This window comes from Pseudomonas sp. AO-1 (assembly GCF_019775695.1).
In the GTDB taxonomy this organism is placed as follows: Bacteria; Pseudomonadota; Gammaproteobacteria; order Pseudomonadales; family Pseudomonadaceae; genus Aquipseudomonas; species Aquipseudomonas parakoreensis.
Window position 1 is genome coordinate 3,304,390 of the sequence record NZ_CP079947.1, and the last position, 17,355, is coordinate 3,321,744.

At 55.8% G+C, this 17,355-nt stretch carries 17 protein-coding genes; 14 read left to right on the plus strand and 3 right to left on the minus strand.

Annotated elements, in window-relative coordinates; all coding sequences use genetic code 11:
- Positions 1 to 214 precede the first annotated feature (214 nt).
- The 8 genes from KVQ82_RS15070 (at position 215) to KVQ82_RS15105 (ending at position 10,269) form a co-directional block, all read left to right on the plus strand.
- Entirely contained in the window at positions 215 to 1,366 is a 1,152-nt protein-coding gene (locus KVQ82_RS15070) for a glycerol dehydrogenase (RefSeq protein ID WP_222019309.1), read from the plus strand.
- A 40-nt stretch (positions 1,367 to 1,406) separates the two neighbouring features.
- Positions 1,407 to 2,579, plus strand: a complete 1,173-nt coding sequence (locus KVQ82_RS15075; protein ID WP_222019310.1) for an iron-containing alcohol dehydrogenase — start codon at positions 1,407 to 1,409, stop codon at positions 2,577 to 2,579.
- 124 nt (positions 2,580 to 2,703) lie between these two features.
- A complete protein-coding gene (locus tag KVQ82_RS15080) occupies positions 2,704 to 3,981 on the plus strand; it encodes a carbohydrate porin (RefSeq protein WP_222019311.1) in 1,278 nt (425 codons plus the stop codon).
- A gap of 46 nt (positions 3,982 to 4,027) precedes the next feature.
- Positions 4,028 to 5,530 (plus strand): aldehyde dehydrogenase, encoded by a 1,503-nt coding sequence (locus tag KVQ82_RS15085; protein ID WP_222019312.1) that lies wholly within the window; start codon positions 4,028 to 4,030, stop codon positions 5,528 to 5,530.
- Positions 5,531 to 5,576: 46 nt separating this feature from the next.
- Positions 5,577 to 6,818: a sugar ABC transporter substrate-binding protein gene (locus KVQ82_RS15090; RefSeq protein ID WP_222019313.1), complete on the plus strand. Its 1,242-nt coding sequence runs from the start codon at positions 5,577 to 5,579 to the stop codon at positions 6,816 to 6,818.
- A gap of 84 nt (positions 6,819 to 6,902) precedes the next feature.
- Entirely contained in the window at positions 6,903 to 8,414 is a 1,512-nt protein-coding gene (locus tag KVQ82_RS15095; RefSeq protein WP_222019314.1) for a sugar ABC transporter ATP-binding protein, read from the plus strand.
- Positions 8,407 to 9,462 (plus strand): ABC transporter permease, encoded by a 1,056-nt coding sequence (locus tag KVQ82_RS15100; RefSeq protein WP_222019315.1) that lies wholly within the window; start codon positions 8,407 to 8,409, stop codon positions 9,460 to 9,462. Before KVQ82_RS15095 ends, KVQ82_RS15100 begins: the two co-directional genes overlap by 8 nt.
- A gap of 120 nt (positions 9,463 to 9,582) precedes the next feature.
- Positions 9,583 to 10,269, plus strand: coding sequence for a GntR family transcriptional regulator (locus tag KVQ82_RS15105; RefSeq protein WP_260688106.1), 687 nt, complete (start codon positions 9,583 to 9,585; stop codon positions 10,267 to 10,269).
- A gap of 66 nt (positions 10,270 to 10,335) precedes the next feature.
- Here the strand turns inward: KVQ82_RS15105 and KVQ82_RS15110 are convergent, their stop codons facing one another.
- Positions 10,336 to 11,343 (minus strand): zinc-binding dehydrogenase, encoded by a 1,008-nt coding sequence (locus KVQ82_RS15110; RefSeq protein WP_222019316.1) that lies wholly within the window; start codon positions 11,341 to 11,343, stop codon positions 10,336 to 10,338.
- A gap of 293 nt (positions 11,344 to 11,636) precedes the next feature.
- Here KVQ82_RS15110 and KVQ82_RS15115 point away from each other — a divergent pair, with 293 nt between their 5' ends.
- Both KVQ82_RS15115 and KVQ82_RS15120 read left to right on the plus strand, forming a co-directional pair.
- A complete protein-coding gene (locus KVQ82_RS15115) occupies positions 11,637 to 12,152 on the plus strand; it encodes a cupin domain-containing protein (protein WP_222019317.1) in 516 nt (171 codons plus the stop codon).
- Between the two features lie 277 nt (positions 12,153 to 12,429).
- Positions 12,430 to 13,089, plus strand: a complete 660-nt coding sequence (locus KVQ82_RS15120) for a carbonic anhydrase (RefSeq protein WP_145598098.1) — start codon at positions 12,430 to 12,432, stop codon at positions 13,087 to 13,089.
- A gap of 72 nt (positions 13,090 to 13,161) precedes the next feature.
- Here the strand turns inward: KVQ82_RS15120 and KVQ82_RS15125 are convergent, their stop codons facing one another.
- Together KVQ82_RS15125 and KVQ82_RS15130 are read right to left on the minus strand one after the other, a co-directional pair.
- Complete coding sequence (locus KVQ82_RS15125; RefSeq protein ID WP_145598099.1) at positions 13,162 to 13,875, minus strand: SDR family NAD(P)-dependent oxidoreductase; 714 nt, start codon at positions 13,873 to 13,875, stop codon at positions 13,162 to 13,164.
- 46 nt (positions 13,876 to 13,921) lie between these two features.
- Positions 13,922 to 14,134 carry a 4-oxalocrotonate tautomerase family protein gene (locus tag KVQ82_RS15130; RefSeq protein WP_222019318.1) on the minus strand — a complete coding sequence of 71 codons (213 nt, stop codon included), beginning with the start codon at positions 14,132 to 14,134 and terminating at the stop codon, positions 13,922 to 13,924.
- A gap of 201 nt (positions 14,135 to 14,335) precedes the next feature.
- Between KVQ82_RS15130 and KVQ82_RS15135 the strand changes: the two genes are divergently transcribed.
- The 4 genes from KVQ82_RS15135 (at position 14,336) to KVQ82_RS15150 (ending at position 17,352) form a co-directional block, all read left to right on the plus strand.
- Positions 14,336 to 15,259 (plus strand): LysR family transcriptional regulator, encoded by a 924-nt coding sequence (locus tag KVQ82_RS15135; RefSeq protein WP_222019400.1) that lies wholly within the window; start codon positions 14,336 to 14,338, stop codon positions 15,257 to 15,259.
- A gap of 85 nt (positions 15,260 to 15,344) precedes the next feature.
- A complete protein-coding gene (locus KVQ82_RS15140; RefSeq protein WP_222019319.1) occupies positions 15,345 to 16,454 on the plus strand; it encodes an ArsO family NAD(P)H-dependent flavin-containing monooxygenase in 1,110 nt (369 codons plus the stop codon).
- 41 nt (positions 16,455 to 16,495) lie between these two features.
- Entirely contained in the window at positions 16,496 to 16,930 is a 435-nt protein-coding gene (locus KVQ82_RS15145) for a YeeE/YedE family protein (RefSeq protein ID WP_222019320.1), read from the plus strand.
- A 2-nt stretch (positions 16,931 to 16,932) separates the two neighbouring features.
- Complete coding sequence (locus KVQ82_RS15150) at positions 16,933 to 17,352, plus strand: DUF6691 family protein (protein ID WP_222019321.1); 420 nt, start codon at positions 16,933 to 16,935, stop codon at positions 17,350 to 17,352.
- Positions 17,353 to 17,355: the final 3 nt, after the last annotated feature.

A 17,355-nucleotide genomic window follows, 5' to 3' on the forward strand; every position in this document is an offset into this window, starting at 1 on the left:
CTCCGAACAGTGTTGTTCTTATTTTCATACATCATATATCTTCCGTCCGGGTGATCGTCAATCGGTGTTTTTTGCGTGACTGAGGTTGTAAAAAAGGGCTTGGTAGAAAAATATAAAACATGATATATCATCCATCAGTCGATGCGTGTTTGGTCGACCACGTCCTCAAAGCAATAACAAAAAGCCTCCATGACGAGGCCAGGATGACGATGACATGACCCAAATGTTTGCTGCGCCCGGCCGTTACATCCAGGGCTACAAAGAACTCGACCGATTGCAAATGCATGTGGCCTGGTTTGGTCGGCGGTTGATGGTAATCACCACACAGGGCCGTCTCGACAGCCTGTATCAAGCGTTGATTACCCAGTTCGCGAATACTAAGACTGAGCTTCACTTCGAAATATTTTCTGGAGAAGTAACACGCCAGGAGATTCAACGGCTGACTACGCAGACGCGTAGGCTCGAATGCGACGGCGTAGTCGGAGTTGGTGGAGGCAAAGTGATTGATATCGCCAAGGCTGTCGCCAATCAGCGCAAGCTGCCACTGTGCATCGTCCCCACCGTTGTCTCCAACGATGCACCCACCAGCTCTCTTTCGGTGCTGTACACCGAGACGGGGGCCTTTGATGACGTAGTCTTTTATGAGCGCAGCCCGGATGTGGTGGTGGTTGATACCTGGATCATTGCGCAGGCACCCGTAAGACTTTTAGTGGCCGGAATGGGCGACGCGCTGTCGACTTATTTCGAGGCCCGCACTTGCGTAGAGGCTGACCGCGATAATTTTCTCGGTAACGCGGACTCAGGGATGGAGGAGGGTGCTTGCCACGCCAAAGCGACGCAGACGTCCATGGCGATTGCCGAGCTGTGTTATCGGGTGTTACTGCAAGACGGCCTGCAAGCCCGACGCGCAGCAGAACACAAGTGTGTGACCAAGGCTTTTAACCGAGTGGTGGAAGCCAACGCTCTCATGAGTGGTATTGGTTTTGAAAGCAATGGCGTCGCTACCGCTCACGCAGTCTATTGCGGGTTCAGTGAGCTGGGCCGTCGGGCAACGATGTACCACGGTGAATACGTAGCGTTCGGCACACTGGTGATGTTAGTGCTCGAAGGTAAGTCCAGTCGTGAACTGGATGCCGTTTTGAGGTTTTGCCTGAGCGTAGGCTTGCCCGTGACGTTCGATGATCTCGGATTGGCCGATATCACCCCGGATGAACTCGACAGCGTGGCACGTACCGCCTCTGATCCCGGCCAGACCAGCAAGGTCGAACCGTTCGAAGTCACCTTTGATGAAATGAAAGCAGCGCTGATCTGCGCTAGCGACCTAGGCCGTCTCTATAAAGAAGGTGGATCGCTACTGGCTGGCTGATGCCATTTTTAGTGCAACTTCATAAACGAAGGGTGAGCTGATGAAAGCTTTTCAGGCAAGTCTGCCGCTGACTTTGGATTTTCAGGTTGGGGCGATCAAACACGTTGGGGAAAAGGTAGAGCCGTTCGGAAAAATGGTTTTCCTGATGATTGATCCGTTTCTTCAGGGCAGTGATCTAGTGGCGCAAATCACCGGTAGTCTCGTTGAGCGCGGCATCGGTTTTATCGACTTTTACGACATTGTGCCCAATCCCAGGCACACCACGATCGATCATGCAGTGGCATTGGTGCATGAGACAGGTTGCGACGTAGTAGTGGCAGTGGGTGGCGGCAGCGCCATCGACTCCGCCAAGGCTGTTGCATTCATTGCTGTGCACGGCGGTCACTGCTGGGATTACACCGAACGCCTGGGTGAAACTGTCACCCGTCCGCAAAGCCGTGGCCTGCCGTTGCTAGTTGTGCCAACCACGTCAGGCACCGGCACTGAAGCTACGCCGTTTGCGGTCATCAACAACCCGGAATTGGGGCTTAAATGCGCCATCGTCAATCCATTCATCTACCCCGATGTGGCCTTGGTTGACCCTCTGATTCTCGTGTCGAAGCCACCGAAACTGACCGCATTGACTGCCGTGGACACCTTCTGTCACGCGCTGGAAGCCTTTATCAGCATTCACTGTACGCCCTGGGTGGAGATGGTGGCGCTGGAAGCAATTCGATTGTTTGCTGCCAATGCAATGCGGTGCGTGCAGCATGGAGACGATCTTGAAGCACGCGCCGGGATGGCGTTCGCTTCGACCCTCGGTGGCATGGCGATCGCCAGTTCCGGAGTGACCGTTTCGCATGCACTCGGCCAACCATTAGGGGCGATGACCGATGCCCCGCATGGCGGTACTGTCGCAGCGAGTACCCCCCATGTGGTCGGCTGGACATTGCCGGTGTGCACCGACAAGTTTGCACGAGTTGCAGGGATTCTCGAACCTTCGACACTGAACCTGACCGAGAGTGATCGTGCCCAGCGTTTACCGGACATTCTCAAGCGATTGTTCGCCAGCTTGGGAGTTACCGATACCTTCCGCAGTTACGGACTGCGTCCGGAACAGGTGGATGATTTTGCCCAGACTGTCTGGACCAGTTTCAATCAAGACCTGGCTTGTCACCCAAAGAAAATCAACAACAAAGAGGAAGTCGCTGAAATTGTGAGGATGTGTTTCTAGCCGAAATCGCTCTAACGCCGTTCTGAAAACAGATGTTGCGCCGGCCCAGTCATTGGGTCGACTGGACTCTGCATGTTCGAAAAACACTAAAACCAACAATAAAACAGTTTCGGGAACACTAAGAATGACCAACAACGCCATTGTTGTCGCTGGACTTTTGGGTGCCTGTGTTTTGCCTTGCGCTCATGCCTCCAGTTATTCGCCGAACAACTTTCTGCTCGGAGACTGGGGTGGTGAACGTACCCGCTTGCATCAGCAAGGGGTGGATTTCCAGCTGACCTATGTTAACGAACTTGCTTACAACACTCAGGGCGGCCAAGAGCATAAAGGTACCTACAGCGATCAACTGATGTTTGACAGCAATTTCAACTTGCAGAAGTTGCTCGATTGGCAGGGCGCCAGTTTTCGCATGACGTTCAGCAACCGAAACGGTGAAAACCTCAGCGCCGAGGCCGGGACGAACACGCTGTTGGCTGCCCAGGAGATTTACGGCTACGGCAGCGTTACCCGACTGGTCCAGTTCTATTATCAACAGGTGTTATTGAATGATCGGTTGATGGTCAAGCTCGGCCGGTTGCCCATGAGTGGCGATGTATTTCCGTTTTCCTGCAAGTTCCAGAACCTGACATTTTGCGGCACGGTGCCGGGTTACATCACCCCCAACTGGTTCACCTGGCCTGTCAGCCAATGGGGAGCAGTGGTGGCCGGCAAGCTTACCGATGACTTGTCGCTAAATGCATCTTTGTACCAGGTCAATCCACGCTTTTCTGAAAACGCCCAAGGTTTGAATTTTGGTAGTCCGCCTGGCACCACCGGCTATCTGGCGGTCGGCGAACTGGCCTGGACTCCGACAGTGAAAGGTTTGCCTGGCAGCTATCGTGCAGGCATCTGGCGCAATACCGGAGACTTCAATGATGTTTACCACGACATTGATGGCCGGCCCATCGGCCTGACCGGTCACTCGCCGGAGCAACATGATTCGGCCAGCGGTTATTACCTCATGGCCGAGCAACGGGTCTATCAGGATCCCGACAACAGCACTCGCAGTCTGACTCTGTTCGCCAACTTCATTCAATCGGATCGCGATGTGTCCTACGTGGAAAAAGTCTTTCACTTAGGTGCATTTATCAGCGGGCCTTTTGCTACCCGTCCTCAAGATGAGATTGGCGTAGCGATCGGTCGCCTAGAGGTTAACGAACTTTCTTCCAGGCGCATCAGTCAGGCGAATGGCTACGCCTCGGCAGCACCGGATACGGAATACCCGATGGAGTTGTACTACGGCATCAACATCACACCTGCGCTGACGCTACGTCCCAACGTGCAGTACGTGGTCAATCCTGGCGGCCTGAGCGGGGATAAGAGTGTGGTGGTGTTCGGGTTGAAAACCGAAGTCAGTTTTTAGCGGGACAGTCGTTTTTACGAAAAACTACAACAGGAGAAGCAATACCATGAATACCCTCGTTGATATCGCTGCCGTACAAAAACGCGTCGCCACTCTGAGTTTGCCGGGGCAAGCCTTTATTGATGGCGATTTTGTCGACGCGCTCAGCGGCGAAACATTCGCCAATATTTCCCCGCGTAACGGACAGGTGTTGAACCAGGTTGCATCCTGTCAAGCCGAAGACGTCGATCTCGCGGTCAAGGTCGCACGCCGGGCATTTGATAGCGGTGCGTGGTCCCAACTGGCGCCCAAGGAACGCAAGAAAGTCATGTTGCGTTTTGCTGCGTTGTTCGAGCAACACATGACTGAACTGGCGCTGCTTGAGACCCTGGACATGGGTAAACCGGTGTCCGAGAGCAACGGGTTCGATGTGCATGCCGTTCTTGAGTGCCTGCAGTGGTATGCCGAGTGCTGCGATAAGGTCTACGACGAAATCGCCCCTTCAGGCCCTGGAGCACTGGGCATGATTACCCGAGAAGCCATCGGTGTGGTGGCAGCCGTAACGCCATGGAACTTCCCGATGCTAATGGCCATGTGGAAAGTCGCGCCGGCTCTGGCAATGGGTAACTCGGTAATTTTGAAACCCGCTGAACAATCGCCACTGACGGCTTTGCGCATTGCCGAACTGGCAGCCCAAGCGGGCATTCCGCCTGGGGTGTTCAACGTGGTGCCAGGATTTGGTCCGACTGCCGGCCGCGCGTTGGGCCTGCACATGGACGTCGATACGCTGGTGTTCACAGGTTCCGGTGAAGTCGGAAAGCTGTTCCTGCAGTACTCGGGACAGTCGAACATGAAACGCGTGTGGTTGGAGTGCGGTGGCAAGACGCCGAACATCATTCTCAATGACTGTCATGACCTGGAAAAAGCGGCGGCTACGGCGGCTAGGTCAATGTTTTTCAATCAAGGCGAAGTCTGCGTGGCGCCCTCGCGGCTAATCGTTGAGCAAGGTATTCGTAATGAGTTTCTCGCCGAGGTGTTGAAGGTCGCACGCACTATTGCTGTGGGCGACCCACTGGATCCAGCGACGCAATTAGGCGCAATGGTTGACCGCGCACAAATGGATCGCGTACTCGGCTACATCCGCAAAGGCAGCGAAGAGGGTGCACAAATCATCCTCGGGGGCGAGCGTGTTGGCGGTGCACTGGCTGATGGGTTCTTCATCCCACCTACGATTTTCGACAACGTCACCAACGACATGACCATCGCCCGTGAAGAGATCTTTGGACCGGTACTCTCGGTGATTAACGCCAAAGATCACTTGGACGCGGTGCGCATCGCCAATGACTCGCCTTATGGGCTGGCTGCCAGCCTTTGGACCAGCGATCTGAACCGCGCCCACTCCATTATTCGCTCCTTACGAGCCGGCAGTGTCTGGGTCAACTGTTTCGATGGAGGCGACATCACCATGCCATTTGGTGGCTACAAACAGTCAGGCAATGGCCGTGACCGCTCGTTGCACGCTCTCGATAAGTACTCGGAAGTCAAATCCGCCTGGATCGATCTGGCCTGAGCCACCGCGTCACCGATCAAAATCAGCGTACTGGAGAATAATAATTATGAAACTGTCGGCTGTCCGTTCGATCACCTCACTGGCAATGGCAAGCCTAATCGGCACATGTGCCTGGGCAACCCCAAAGCATGAAATCTATAGGTTGATGCCAAACACTGCGCTGTCGGGGGTCATCGATCCTGACATGCCTGATCGCACAGCCATCAACAAAGCCTTGCCACTGAAAAAGAAGGGCGAGCGTCTGCGTATCGGGTGGACCGAAATAACCCTGGGCAATCCTTGGTTTGTCTCGATGATTGACGACTCGAAAACGATCGCGAAACAGTACAACTACGACATCGAACTGCAGGTAGCAGACAGTGATGTCGCCAAGCAGAGTGCTCAGGTTGATAACTTCATCACACTGGGGGTCGACTTGATCGTGATCGACCCGACTGATGTGCTCGGGTCTGTGTCTGATGTGGAGCGGGCAGTGGCGGCTGGAATTCCCGTCATAACCGTTGGCACGGCGCCGGATTCTCGGGCGCCCGTTATTACTACCAGTACCGGCAATCCGTATGGCAGCGGCTTCGAGGCTGGGCGTTACATCGCGGCCAAGACTGATCCGGCCAAGGTGATTAACGCGGCAATGGTCATTGGGGTGATGGGCAACTCGACATCCGAAAGCCGTCTCAACGGCATGATTTCCGGGATCGTCTATGCCCGTTCGCAAGAACGGAAACTGGGGCTATCCCGGGAAGACGCAATGCTCAAAGGTTTTAAGTTGTTTCAACAGGTCAAGGCCAAAGGCAGTTTCAACTGGCAGGAAGGCGGCTTCAACGTGCTGGCCTGGGGCCGTGGTGACTGGACCGAGGAGGGCGGACTAACAGCCACTGAAGACATTCTCTCGTCTCAAGGTGACAAGCTTAATCTGCTCTTGGCCGAGAACGATTTCATTGCAATCGGTGCGATTAATGCGTTGGAAAACGCCGGCAAGAAAAACAGCGTGATGGTTGCCTCCGGAGCCGGCAGTTTTCGGCTGGCACTGGACTTGATCAAGCAGGGCAAATTGCTGGTAACCGCCACCAATAGCGGATCGGAAACGGGGGTGGCCGCTATCGAGTTGATTCACCAGATCCTCGACAAGGGCCTGGATGCCAACAACCTGCCTTTGGCGTCCTACTTCCCAGTAACGTTGATCACACCGGATAACGTCGATACCTACATCAAGGCTGACGGCCTGCCACCGTCAACGGACACCGTTCCACCGTTCCGGTCAATCGAGCAGATCAAAACCGCGATCAAGTGATATCGCGCAATAGAACTGGGCAGTGGCTGCGTATTGAACCGCAGGCACTGCCTGATCGCGCCACTTTTATAGATGGTGAACACTATGAATGCCATGCAAAAACCTGCCGTGGAGATGCTCGACATCTCAAAAAAGTTCGGCGGTATCAGCGCCCTGAACAACGCCACTTTTGCGGCCGAGGCCGGGGAGATCCATGCCCTGATGGGCGAGAACGGCGCCGGTAAATCCACCTTGATGAAGATTCTTTCCGGAGCCTACGTGCGCGATGGCGGCGCCGTCAGCCTGAACGGTGAAGCCGTTGATATCCGTAAACCCGCTGATGCACTCAAACTCGGGATTTCGATTATTTACCAGGAGTTTGCCTTAGCTCCGCATTTATCGGTCGCTGAGAATATTTGCATCGACGACCTAGGCAAGAGCAGAGGCCTGATCCAGTGGTCGGCGCTGCGTAAAAAGGCGCGGAAGATTCTCGATGAATTGGGATTCAGCGACATCAATGTACGTCAACCGGTCGGCACTTTGCCGGTGGCGTATCAACAGGCGGTTGAAATCTGCAAGGCGCTGTCGCGTAACTCCAATGTACTGGTTTTTGATGAGCCAACCGCGGTATTGACCTCCCACGAAACGCAGAAACTATTCAAGATCCTTGATGATCTGAGGCGCAAAGGGGCTTGCATTGTCTACGTCTCTCACCGTATGGACGAAATCTTCAGTCTCTGCGACCGTGCCACGGTGCTCAAGGATGGCAGGACCGTCGCTACTGTGGACCTGACCAGCATCACCGAGCGCGGCTTGATCCAAATGATGGTCGGTCGTGAGCTGAGTGACCTGTTTCCAGCACGACAAGCGCAGATCGGTGAGGTGCTGCTGACGGTCGAGCATCTATATGCCGGGCGCCAAGTGCGTGATGTGAGCTTTGATCTGCGCGCCGGTGAAGTCCTGGGCTTTTGCGGGCTGGTGGGAGCCGGGCGGACAGAAACCATGCGTGCGATCTTCGGTGCTGACCGCAAGACTTCTGGCACCCTGCGCCTCAATGGTCGGGAAATCCACAATCGCACTCCCAGGGACGCCATTGCCAATGGCATCGGCCTGCTGCCGGAAGATCGTAAGCAGCAGGGCGTACTGCTGGAAATGTCGATCCGGGTCAATGGCGCGCTGCGCCCGAACAGTCCTTACACCGGTTCTATGGGCTGGATTGCAAGTGCTCAGGAAACCCGGGGAATTGAAGCCTTGCGCCGGCAACTGGCGGTCAAGTCTCATTCGATCGAGCAACTGGTGGGCGATCTGTCAGGCGGAAATCAGCAGAAAGTCGCATTGATGAAATGGGTCGGCGCCGGCTGTCGTGTGCTGATTCTTGATGAACCTACGCGTGGTGTCGATGTGGGCGCCAAGACTGAAATTTACCGGGTCATCAACGACCTCGCCGCACAGGGTGTGGCAATCATCATGGTTTCTTCAGAGATGATGGAAATTATCGGTATGTGTGATCGCGTGCTGGTCATGCGTGAAGGCGCGATCGCCGGCGAATTGTCGGGCGACCGCATTCAAGAACAAGAAATGATTTGCCTGGCAATGGGAGTGGAGCACCATGAATAACCCTGATTTCAAACTGGCCACGGCCGAACGCGTTCAGCACACCGACCACGCGGGCGAGGCGCATTCCCGTCAACGCGCGTTGCAGCGCCTGTTTCTGGAGCACAACGCGTTAGTGATGCTGGTGGTTCTAGCGATTATCGCCAGCATCCTCTCGGCGGATTTCTTCACCTATCAGAACCTTGGCAATTTGCTGCGCCAAATGACGCCACTGTTGCTGGTGAGCATCGGAATGTTAATCGTGATCCTGACCGCGGGCATCGATTTATCCGTAGCATCTGTAGCGGCTGTGGGTGGAGTTGTAGTCGCCATGACCCTTAATGTGTTGCCGGTCGGCGGGAGTGCCGGTTTGTTGCTTGCGGTAGCGATTGCGGTGGCGGTCGGGGTTTTCATGGGGCTAGTGACGGGGACCTTCATCGCCTATTTCCGCATGGCGCCATTTATCGCGACCCTGGCGATGATGACGGTTGCTCGTGGTCTGGCGTTCATCCTGTCCAACGGCCAGCCGCAACGACTGGATGACAAACTTGTAGGCGCTCAATTACTGCGTGATTTCGGACGACTGTCAGACGGTGTTCTGGGCATTCCTTGGCCGGTGTGGCTTGGCGCGCTGGTGACGATCGTTCTAGCCTTGATCCTGCGGTACAACGCATATGGTCGTTTGACCATTGCCAGTGGTAGTAACGAAACGGCGGTGCGCCTTGCGGGGATCTCCGTTGAGCGTTACAAATTGGCTGCCTATGGATTGTGCGGTGGCCTTGCGGCATTGGCCGGGGTGGTTATCGCCTCACGCTCGGGAGTTGCCACCCCCAGTGCCGGCCTGGCTTTGGAACTGGACGCGATCGCTGCCTGTGTCATCGGTGGCGCCTTGTTATCGGGTGGCAAAGGCACCATTTTCTATACGGTGGTGGGTGTTTTGGTGTTGGGGCTGATCGGCAATATTATGAACTTACTCAGTGTCCCGGCCTATCCGCAGCAAATTATCAAGGGGGCAATTATCGTCATCGCGGTATTGCTGCAAGGTGTTGGCCGGCGAGATACGCGCATTTGAACCAATCTTCGATTGGAGTGGCAGGTGTCGATCGATGATGTATGATGCGTTATCGGCGTTTGCAGGCGGTGGATTCACAAGTCTATCGTCTGACGCACAGTAATCGACCATGGAGATCGAGTGACAGTGACCGTGCATAAGCCTATTGACAAAGGCAACCTGAGCGAACGGGTGTATTCAATTATCCGCACAGCGTTGATGGACGGGCAGTACCAGCCCGGTGATCGGTTGCGCATAAGCAGTTTGGCGGAGGAGTTTGGCGTTTCGATCACTCCAGTGCGTGAAGCGATTTTCCGCCTGGTCAGTGACCATGCACTGGACATGAAAGCCGCCACTTCAATTTATGTCCCGGAGTTGTCGGTCAGCCAACTTCGGGAAATACAGTTGATTCGTCGTTTGTTGGAAGGCGAGGCTGCTGGCATGGCAGCTCAGCGAATTACCAGGCCGGAGCTGGAGAAGCTCGAGACCATCCAGGAGGCATTTCAGAAAGCCGTGTCAGTCGATTACAAGCAGGCTGCATTGCTGAATCGGGAGTTTCACTTCGGATTGATTTCTGCGGCACGCATGCCTGTGGTGTCCAAAACACTGGAAAACATGTGGGTCATCATGGGGCCATTGCTTAGCCGGTTTCATGCAGAGGTGCCAAAGTTGGAATTGGCCAGTGCCAAGCACAAGCACTTTGAAGTGTTGGAAGGCCTGCGAACTCGAGATTCAGCCAAGGCCAAGGACGCGTTGCAGGCCGATATTGCTTGGGGCGAGCTGATGATTGACTGGCTGGAGAAAAAAGAAAATCTGGTTGAGGCGTGAGTAGCTTTACGCGAGAAAAAAGCGCCCGAACTCCAATGCTGAAAATCGGGCGCCGTGTTTTATCGATCAGTCAAGTGTTACTGGATCTGACTCGTTGAGCCTTGCGATCCATTTCCCGCCTTTACCCCCTTGCTTGAGAGCCAGTAAAGCGTCGGGCAGTTTTCGGAAATCGAAGATCTGAAGTTCTGGTTTTGCTAAACGGCCTTCCAGCAAGCTTTCCAGCAGACGCTCTCCAGCATGTCGCAGCCGTTGCTTATCACTCGAACTGGCATGGGTATGGAAGCTGTTGAGTGCCACTTCATGCAAAGAGATCGCAGTGCCGAAAGGGGGAAGGGGGGCGACTTCCTGACGATCCTGGACGCACACCAAATGGCCGTTGTAACCCAGAAGAGGCGCAAGACCGGCTGCATGAGTACCACTCACAGTATCGAAAACGACGTGCAATCGCCGATTACCCATATCCGCTTGAAGTATCTGCTGCCAGTTGTCTTCCCGGTAATCAACAACACCGACAACACCCAGCGATTTCAGTCGCGCATGGTGCTTTTGAGCTGCAGTGGCCCACACCCGATAGCCTCGCTGTACTGCTAACTGCACAAGCAACAGACCGACCGCACCACCTGCACCCACCACTAATACGTCGTCGCTGACCTGGGGTATCTTTTCCAATGCTTGCCAGGCGGTAAGCCCAGGACAAGGCAGTGTTGCCGCTATACCGTCATCAAGCGCGGAGGGCACGATTAGTACAATGCTGGCTTCCAGCAAACAGAACTCGGCAAAACTACCGTCACGTGTCAGTGATTGATGATACGCGACGCGCGTACCCGGCTTGATGGAGACATCGGGTCCTGCTGCAACGACCACACCGACGCCGTCCACCCCCGGCACGTGACCGTCCTTCCAGCTCGGGTGTCCCCAGTCGACCATTTTCCAGTCTACTGGATTCAGAGCGATTGCTCGGTTGGCAACAAGTACCTCAGACGGGCCGGGTTGCACCAGTGGCTTTCGGGTGAGTTGCAGTCCCTCAATTCCTTTCCCAGCGCTCCAAGTCCAAGCGGCAAAATCAGCATTCATTGTGTGTCCTCAGTTTTAAGCAGTTCGAACCCGTTGCGACCCTGCGACAGTATTCGAGTGGTCTACAATGACTAGCCCTTTAGACTGGAGTATCTCTGTCAGCTAGGTTCAAGAGAACCATGCTTTTAGAAAAGGTGTTGTGAAATAAAATCAATATCCGTCAGCAAGATATTATAAAGCGACCGCCCAATAACGGACTGATAAGACATTGGCTACGAGATCAATTCAACTCTACTAAATGGCTGTTTAGTAGAGCTATCAGCCTATCTGCCTTTCAATCAATGGAGCAGGCCATGAATCGAGGGAAAACAGAGATCGTGGACGTGATTGCTGCACTGGATCTGCAGCCTCATGTTGAAGGCGGCTATTTTCGCAGGACTTTTCAAACAGATCATCGTGCCATGCTGCAAACCACCCGTGGCCCACGTTACTTGGTGACTTCGATCTATTACTTGCTGACTGAAGATTCGCCGGTGGGCCAGTTTCATTTCAACCAATCGGACATCCTGCATTTCTACCATCTGGGCGATCCCATCGAGTACAGCATGATCTCAGGTGACGGCTCGCTTCAAACATTGGTATTGGGTAGCGACATTCTGGCGGGACAGCTTTTGCAAATGCACGTACCTGGTGGCATCTGGAAAGCATCGCGACTGCTTGAGGGTGAACACGGGTTTGGTTTGATCAGCGAAACCGTGTCGCCAGGATTTGATTTCGCGGACATGGAGATGGGTGACAGACGCAGACTGACTGCGCAATTTCCACAGCATCGGATGTTGATAGAAAAGCTGACGCGGGATGCTGATTGATGCTCACAAATTTCAGGCCAGACCGAGGTTTTGGAAAATGCGGTTTCAGGTGAGCCTCTGGATTGAATGTGGCGTGCAACCGGGCTGATTCGGAAACATCTTGTTGCGTGTAATGTATATTATGTTAAATGGCATATTACGTTACCTCCCTCCTGCACCAATGCCTCAAGTCAAATACAGCTAACACGCGCAACGTTTGCGATAATACCGGCCACCGCGGCGCGACAGCACATCGAGTGCTGGTGCCCCCATCTGTTAATCGGGTTTGGAGAACTTCATGCGTGACATCATTGACGGCTTTCTGCGCTTTCAGCGCGAGGTTTATCCGCAGCGTGTCGAGCTGTTCAAGCAGCTCGCAACGGCACAAAATCCCAAGGCGCTGTTTGTCACCTGCTCGGACAGTCGTGTTGTGCCGGAACTCCTTACGCAGCGCGAACCGGGCGAACTGTTCGTGATTCGTAATGCCGGCAATATTGTGCCGTCTTACGGCCCCGAACCCGGCGGCGTCTCGGCCACCGTCGAATATGCGGTCGCGGTGCTGGGCGTCCAGGACATCGTGATCTGCGGCCATTCGGACTGCGGCGCGATGGGCGCGATTTCGCGCTGCACTTGTCTGGACCACCTGCCTGCGGTCGCTAACTGGCTCCGTCACGCGGACGCCGCGAAAGCGATCAATGCGGCGCATGAGTTCGATACGCCCGGCGCCAAGCTCGATGGCCTTGTGCGTGAAAACGTGATCGCGCAACTGGCGAATCTGCGTACGCATCCCTCAGTGGCCCTCGCGCTCGAGCAAGGACGGCTGAATCTGCACGGCTGGGTTTACGACATCGAAGCTGGATGCATCGATGCACTTGATGGCGCGACACGGCAATTCGTCCCACTTGCGGATTCGCCGAGCACCGTCGCGATCGCTGCGCGCAACGCCCCCCAAATGTGATGGGAAAAGCCGCCGATGGCGGCTTCTTGCTTCAGATTGCCGGTCGCCTGGTTAGCCAGGCCGCCGTCTCCATCAGTGACCGGCGCTTTGGCCGCCATCGACGTGCAGGATTTCGCCCGTGACGAATGGGGCGCTGTCCAGATACAACACCGCTGCGACAATGTCTTGCACGTCGCCCATGTGGCCGACCGGATGCAGGCGGCCCAGTGCGGCGTGGCTTTCCTCGCCATGCATCGGGGTCTTGATGATGCCCGGCGACACCGCGTTAACGCGGATGCCGCGCTTGGCGTACTCGATCGCCAGGGATTTGGTCGCGGCGTTCATCCCACCTTTAGTCAGCGACGCCAGCACCGATGGCACGCCCTCGATAGCGTGATCGACCAGCGACGTGGTGATACTGACCACATGACCGCCCTCGCCTTGCTTCTCCATCTGAGCAATCGCCTGCTGCGACATATGGAAGAAGCTGCCCATGTTGGTCGCCACCGTATTTAAATACTCTTCGCGGGTATAGGCCGTGAACGGCTTGGCGAGGAAGATCCCGGCGTTGTTCACCAACGTGTCGATGCGGCCAAAACGCGCTACGCCTTCGCGAATGATTTTCTCAGACGTCGCCGGATCGGCGATATCTCCAGCGACGGTCAGGATGTCCGGATCCGATGACGGCTGGATGGAGCGCGAAGTCGCCACCACTTGATAACCGAGTTTACGAAAACCCTCGACGATGCCCGCGCCGAGCCCCTGGGATGCGCCAGTGACCACAACGACTTTTTTTGAATGGCTCATGATAATGCCTCGATAGTTTATAAAAGCGGTTTCAGGTGCCTCAGCATTACCTGGGCTCCACCAGCGACTGGCGGTACTCGGTCGTGGTTATTCCTGCGTAGCCCCAGTTATCGGTATCGACTTCCTCGATCACGATGTGCGTCAGGTGCGGGTCTTTGTTGAGCACCGTCTGCATGGTCTGGGTGATCTCGGCAATCACCTGTGCTTTTTGGTCTTTGGTAACGCCATCGCGGGTGATACGAACGGTGATGAAAGGCACGGGAAAGTCTCCAGTTCGCGTCTCATCGGCATGATGAAACGGCAAGTGGAATGAACTCTATAAGCTGGCCTTGAATGAATAAATGCGGGCCCGGTTACTTCATTTATGACGCCGTGTAATGAATAAAAGCCGCGGTCCTCGCCACTGCGTCATCGACCTCGGTATGCTTTGGGCACTTCGCGAATACTCGGTGTGATGAATATGAAGCGTCATTTTGATGACCTGCAGCTAGGAAGCATCGAGCTATTTTGCCTGGCCTCGGAAGCGGGCAGTTTTACGGCAGCCGCGCAGGTAGCCGGTGTGACGCCTGCTGCAGTAAGCCGCGCGATTTTGCGTCTAGAGGAGCGTTTGGGATCACGCCTCTTCGTCAGAACCACACGCAGCATCCGGATGACTGAACCGGGCCGGGTGTTCTATGAACAATGCCGACAGGCCCTGACGCAACTGGTGGAAGCACAGCAAGAAGTCATGGGCGCTCAATCGACGCCTTCAGGGCGGTTGCGCATCAGTCTTCCGACCACCTATGGGCATCACCGGATCCTGCCGCTTCTGCCGAAGTTTCGGGCGCTTTATCCAGACGTCAGCGTGGATATCCATTTGGGTAACCGAAATATCGACTTTGTGGCGGAAGGCTACGATCTGGCGATTCGAGTCCGGGCTCAACCGGACTCGACCCTGATCGCCCGCTTGCTGGAGGACGCACAACTGGTCGTGGTCGCGACACCTGAATACCTGACCAGGGCCGGCACGCCAATGACACTGGATGACCTTGTCACTCACGAGTGCATTCAATTTGAACTGCCCAGCAGCGGCCGTCGCATCTCATGGCTGTTCGAAGTCGATGGCAAACATCGGGAGATCTTCACAGAGGGCCGCTATTGCTGCTCGGACGATGTGCTGGGCGGCGTCACTCTGGCCAAACACAGCGCTGGCCTGTTCCAGACTTACCGATTCATTGTCGAGAACGAATTGGCCGATGGGCGCCTCGTCGAGGTACTCCAGCCCTACAATGGGCGCTCCCGGCCCTACACCCTGCTCTACCCTCATGGCCGCTACGTTCCTCAGCGGGTCCGGGCATTCGTCGATTTTCTGCTGCAGCATCAAACCGATTGGGCGGCGATCTAGATACAGCCATTTGAGGATCATCAACAAACGCCCGATTCGGATGCGCTAATCTGGCCTGACTTGCGCTGCCTCAAGGACTCTCCCAATGACTGCCAACTGTACCGAAGTGGATGTCGCGATTATTGGCGGCGGTCAGTCTGCACTCGCCGCGGCTTATTTCCTGCGTCGCACCGGGCGCTCGTTTGTGATCATTGATGCCGAAGCCGCACCGGGTGGTGCGTGGCGGCATGGCTGGGATTCCCTGCGATTGTTTTCACCTTCGACCTGGAGCTCCATCGCCGGCTGGATGATGCCGCCGGTCACCGACGGCTATCCCAGTCGTGACAACGTGATCGATTACCTGCGCCAGTATGAGCAACGCTATCAGTTTCCTGTCGAACGGCCTTATTGGGTCGATGCTGTTGAGCGCCAGGGCGATCGACTTCAGGTCAAAGCCCAGGGCCGTTGCTGGCTGGCCCGCGCGGTGGTCAGTGCGACCGGCACCTGGCGTCATCCTTACCTGCCACATTACCCCGGCAGTGAAACCTTTACCGGCCAGCATTTGCATTCGGCCCATTACGTCAATGCGAAGCCTTTTGCGGGGAAAAAAGTCCTGGTGGTGGGCGGTGGCAACTCCGGTGCACAGATCCTCGCTGAGGTCTCAAAAGTGGCCGACGCCACCTGGGTTACTCCGCAGCCGCCAGAATTTCTCGCCGATGACGTCGATGGCCGCGTGCTGTTCGAGCGCGCCACCGAGCGCTGGAAAGCCCAGCTCGCCGGGACCGTCATTGAACAACCAGTCGGAGGCCTGGGCGATATCGTGATGGTCCCGCCAGTCGTCGAGGCGCGGGAGCGTGGCGTGTTGCATGCGGTTCGGCCGTTCCTGCGTTTCACCGAAACCGGGGTGACGTGGGCCGATGGCTCGCAAACGCCGGTCGACGTAGTGATCTGGTGCACCGGCTTCCGCCCTGCCCTCGGTTATCTGGCATCACTGGGGGTGTGTACCGCCGATGGACGTGTGATCGTTGAAGGTACACGTTCGATCAAGGAGCCGCGCTTATGGCTGGTGGGGTATGGCGACTGGACAGGCGCCGCTTCCGCGACACTGATCGGCGTCACCCGAACGGCGCGAAGTACGGTTGAGGAGATCGAGCGGTTTTTAATGACGCAAAACACGCCGGCTAGCGAATCAACAGCTCCACGGCACGCGCGGTGATGTTTGGCTTTTAATCAGCACTTCTGTGCAGGAGCTACAAAATGAGCATTGATTGGCTGAACTTTACGCCCTGGACTGCCTTGGGCGGAGGGGCCTTGATAGGCCTGGCGGTCGGGGTATTCGTGCTCGCCAATGGTCGCATCGCCGGCATCAGTGGCTTGATTGGCAGCGTGATGCAATTTGGCAGTGAGGGCTGGAGCGAGAAGGCATTGTTTCTTCTTGGCCTGATGCTCGCGCCACTGCTGTGGGGGGTGTTTGCCGTACTGCCGCAGATCGAGATCAAGGCAGAATGGCCGACGCTGATCATTGCGGGACTGTTCGTCGGCGTGGGCACCCGTTACGGCTCTGGCTGCACAAGTGGTCATGGGGTTTGCGGGATCTCTCGACTGTCTGCTCGATCCATCACGGCAACGATGTGCTTTATGTTCGCCGGTTTTGCAACGGTGTACGTCATTCGTCATGTCGTGGGGGCTTGAAAATGATCAAGCTGAGCGCTTTTTCCGCAGGACTGATCTTCGGCCTTGGGCTGCTCCTGGCAGGCATGGCGAACCCCGCCAAGGTACTGGCTTTCCTGGATGTGGCCGGGGCCTGGGATCCGTCACTTGCACTGGTGATGGGAGGCGCCATCGCCGTGGCGGTCATCCCGCTGAATTGGGCGCGGAACAACAAGCAATCCTTGCTGGGAGCCCCCATGCAGCTACCGATGAAACGGGAGCTGGATGCCCGCCTGATTGGCGGCAGCCTGCTGTTCGGCATCGGTTGGGGGATGGCGGGAATCTGCCCTGGGCCAGCCGTCGCTATTCTGCTTACCGGGCACGGGCAAATCATCGTATTCGTGTTGGCCATGCTGGCCGGCATGTACCTGTTCTCTCTATTGGAACGTCGACGCAGGAGCTGATCA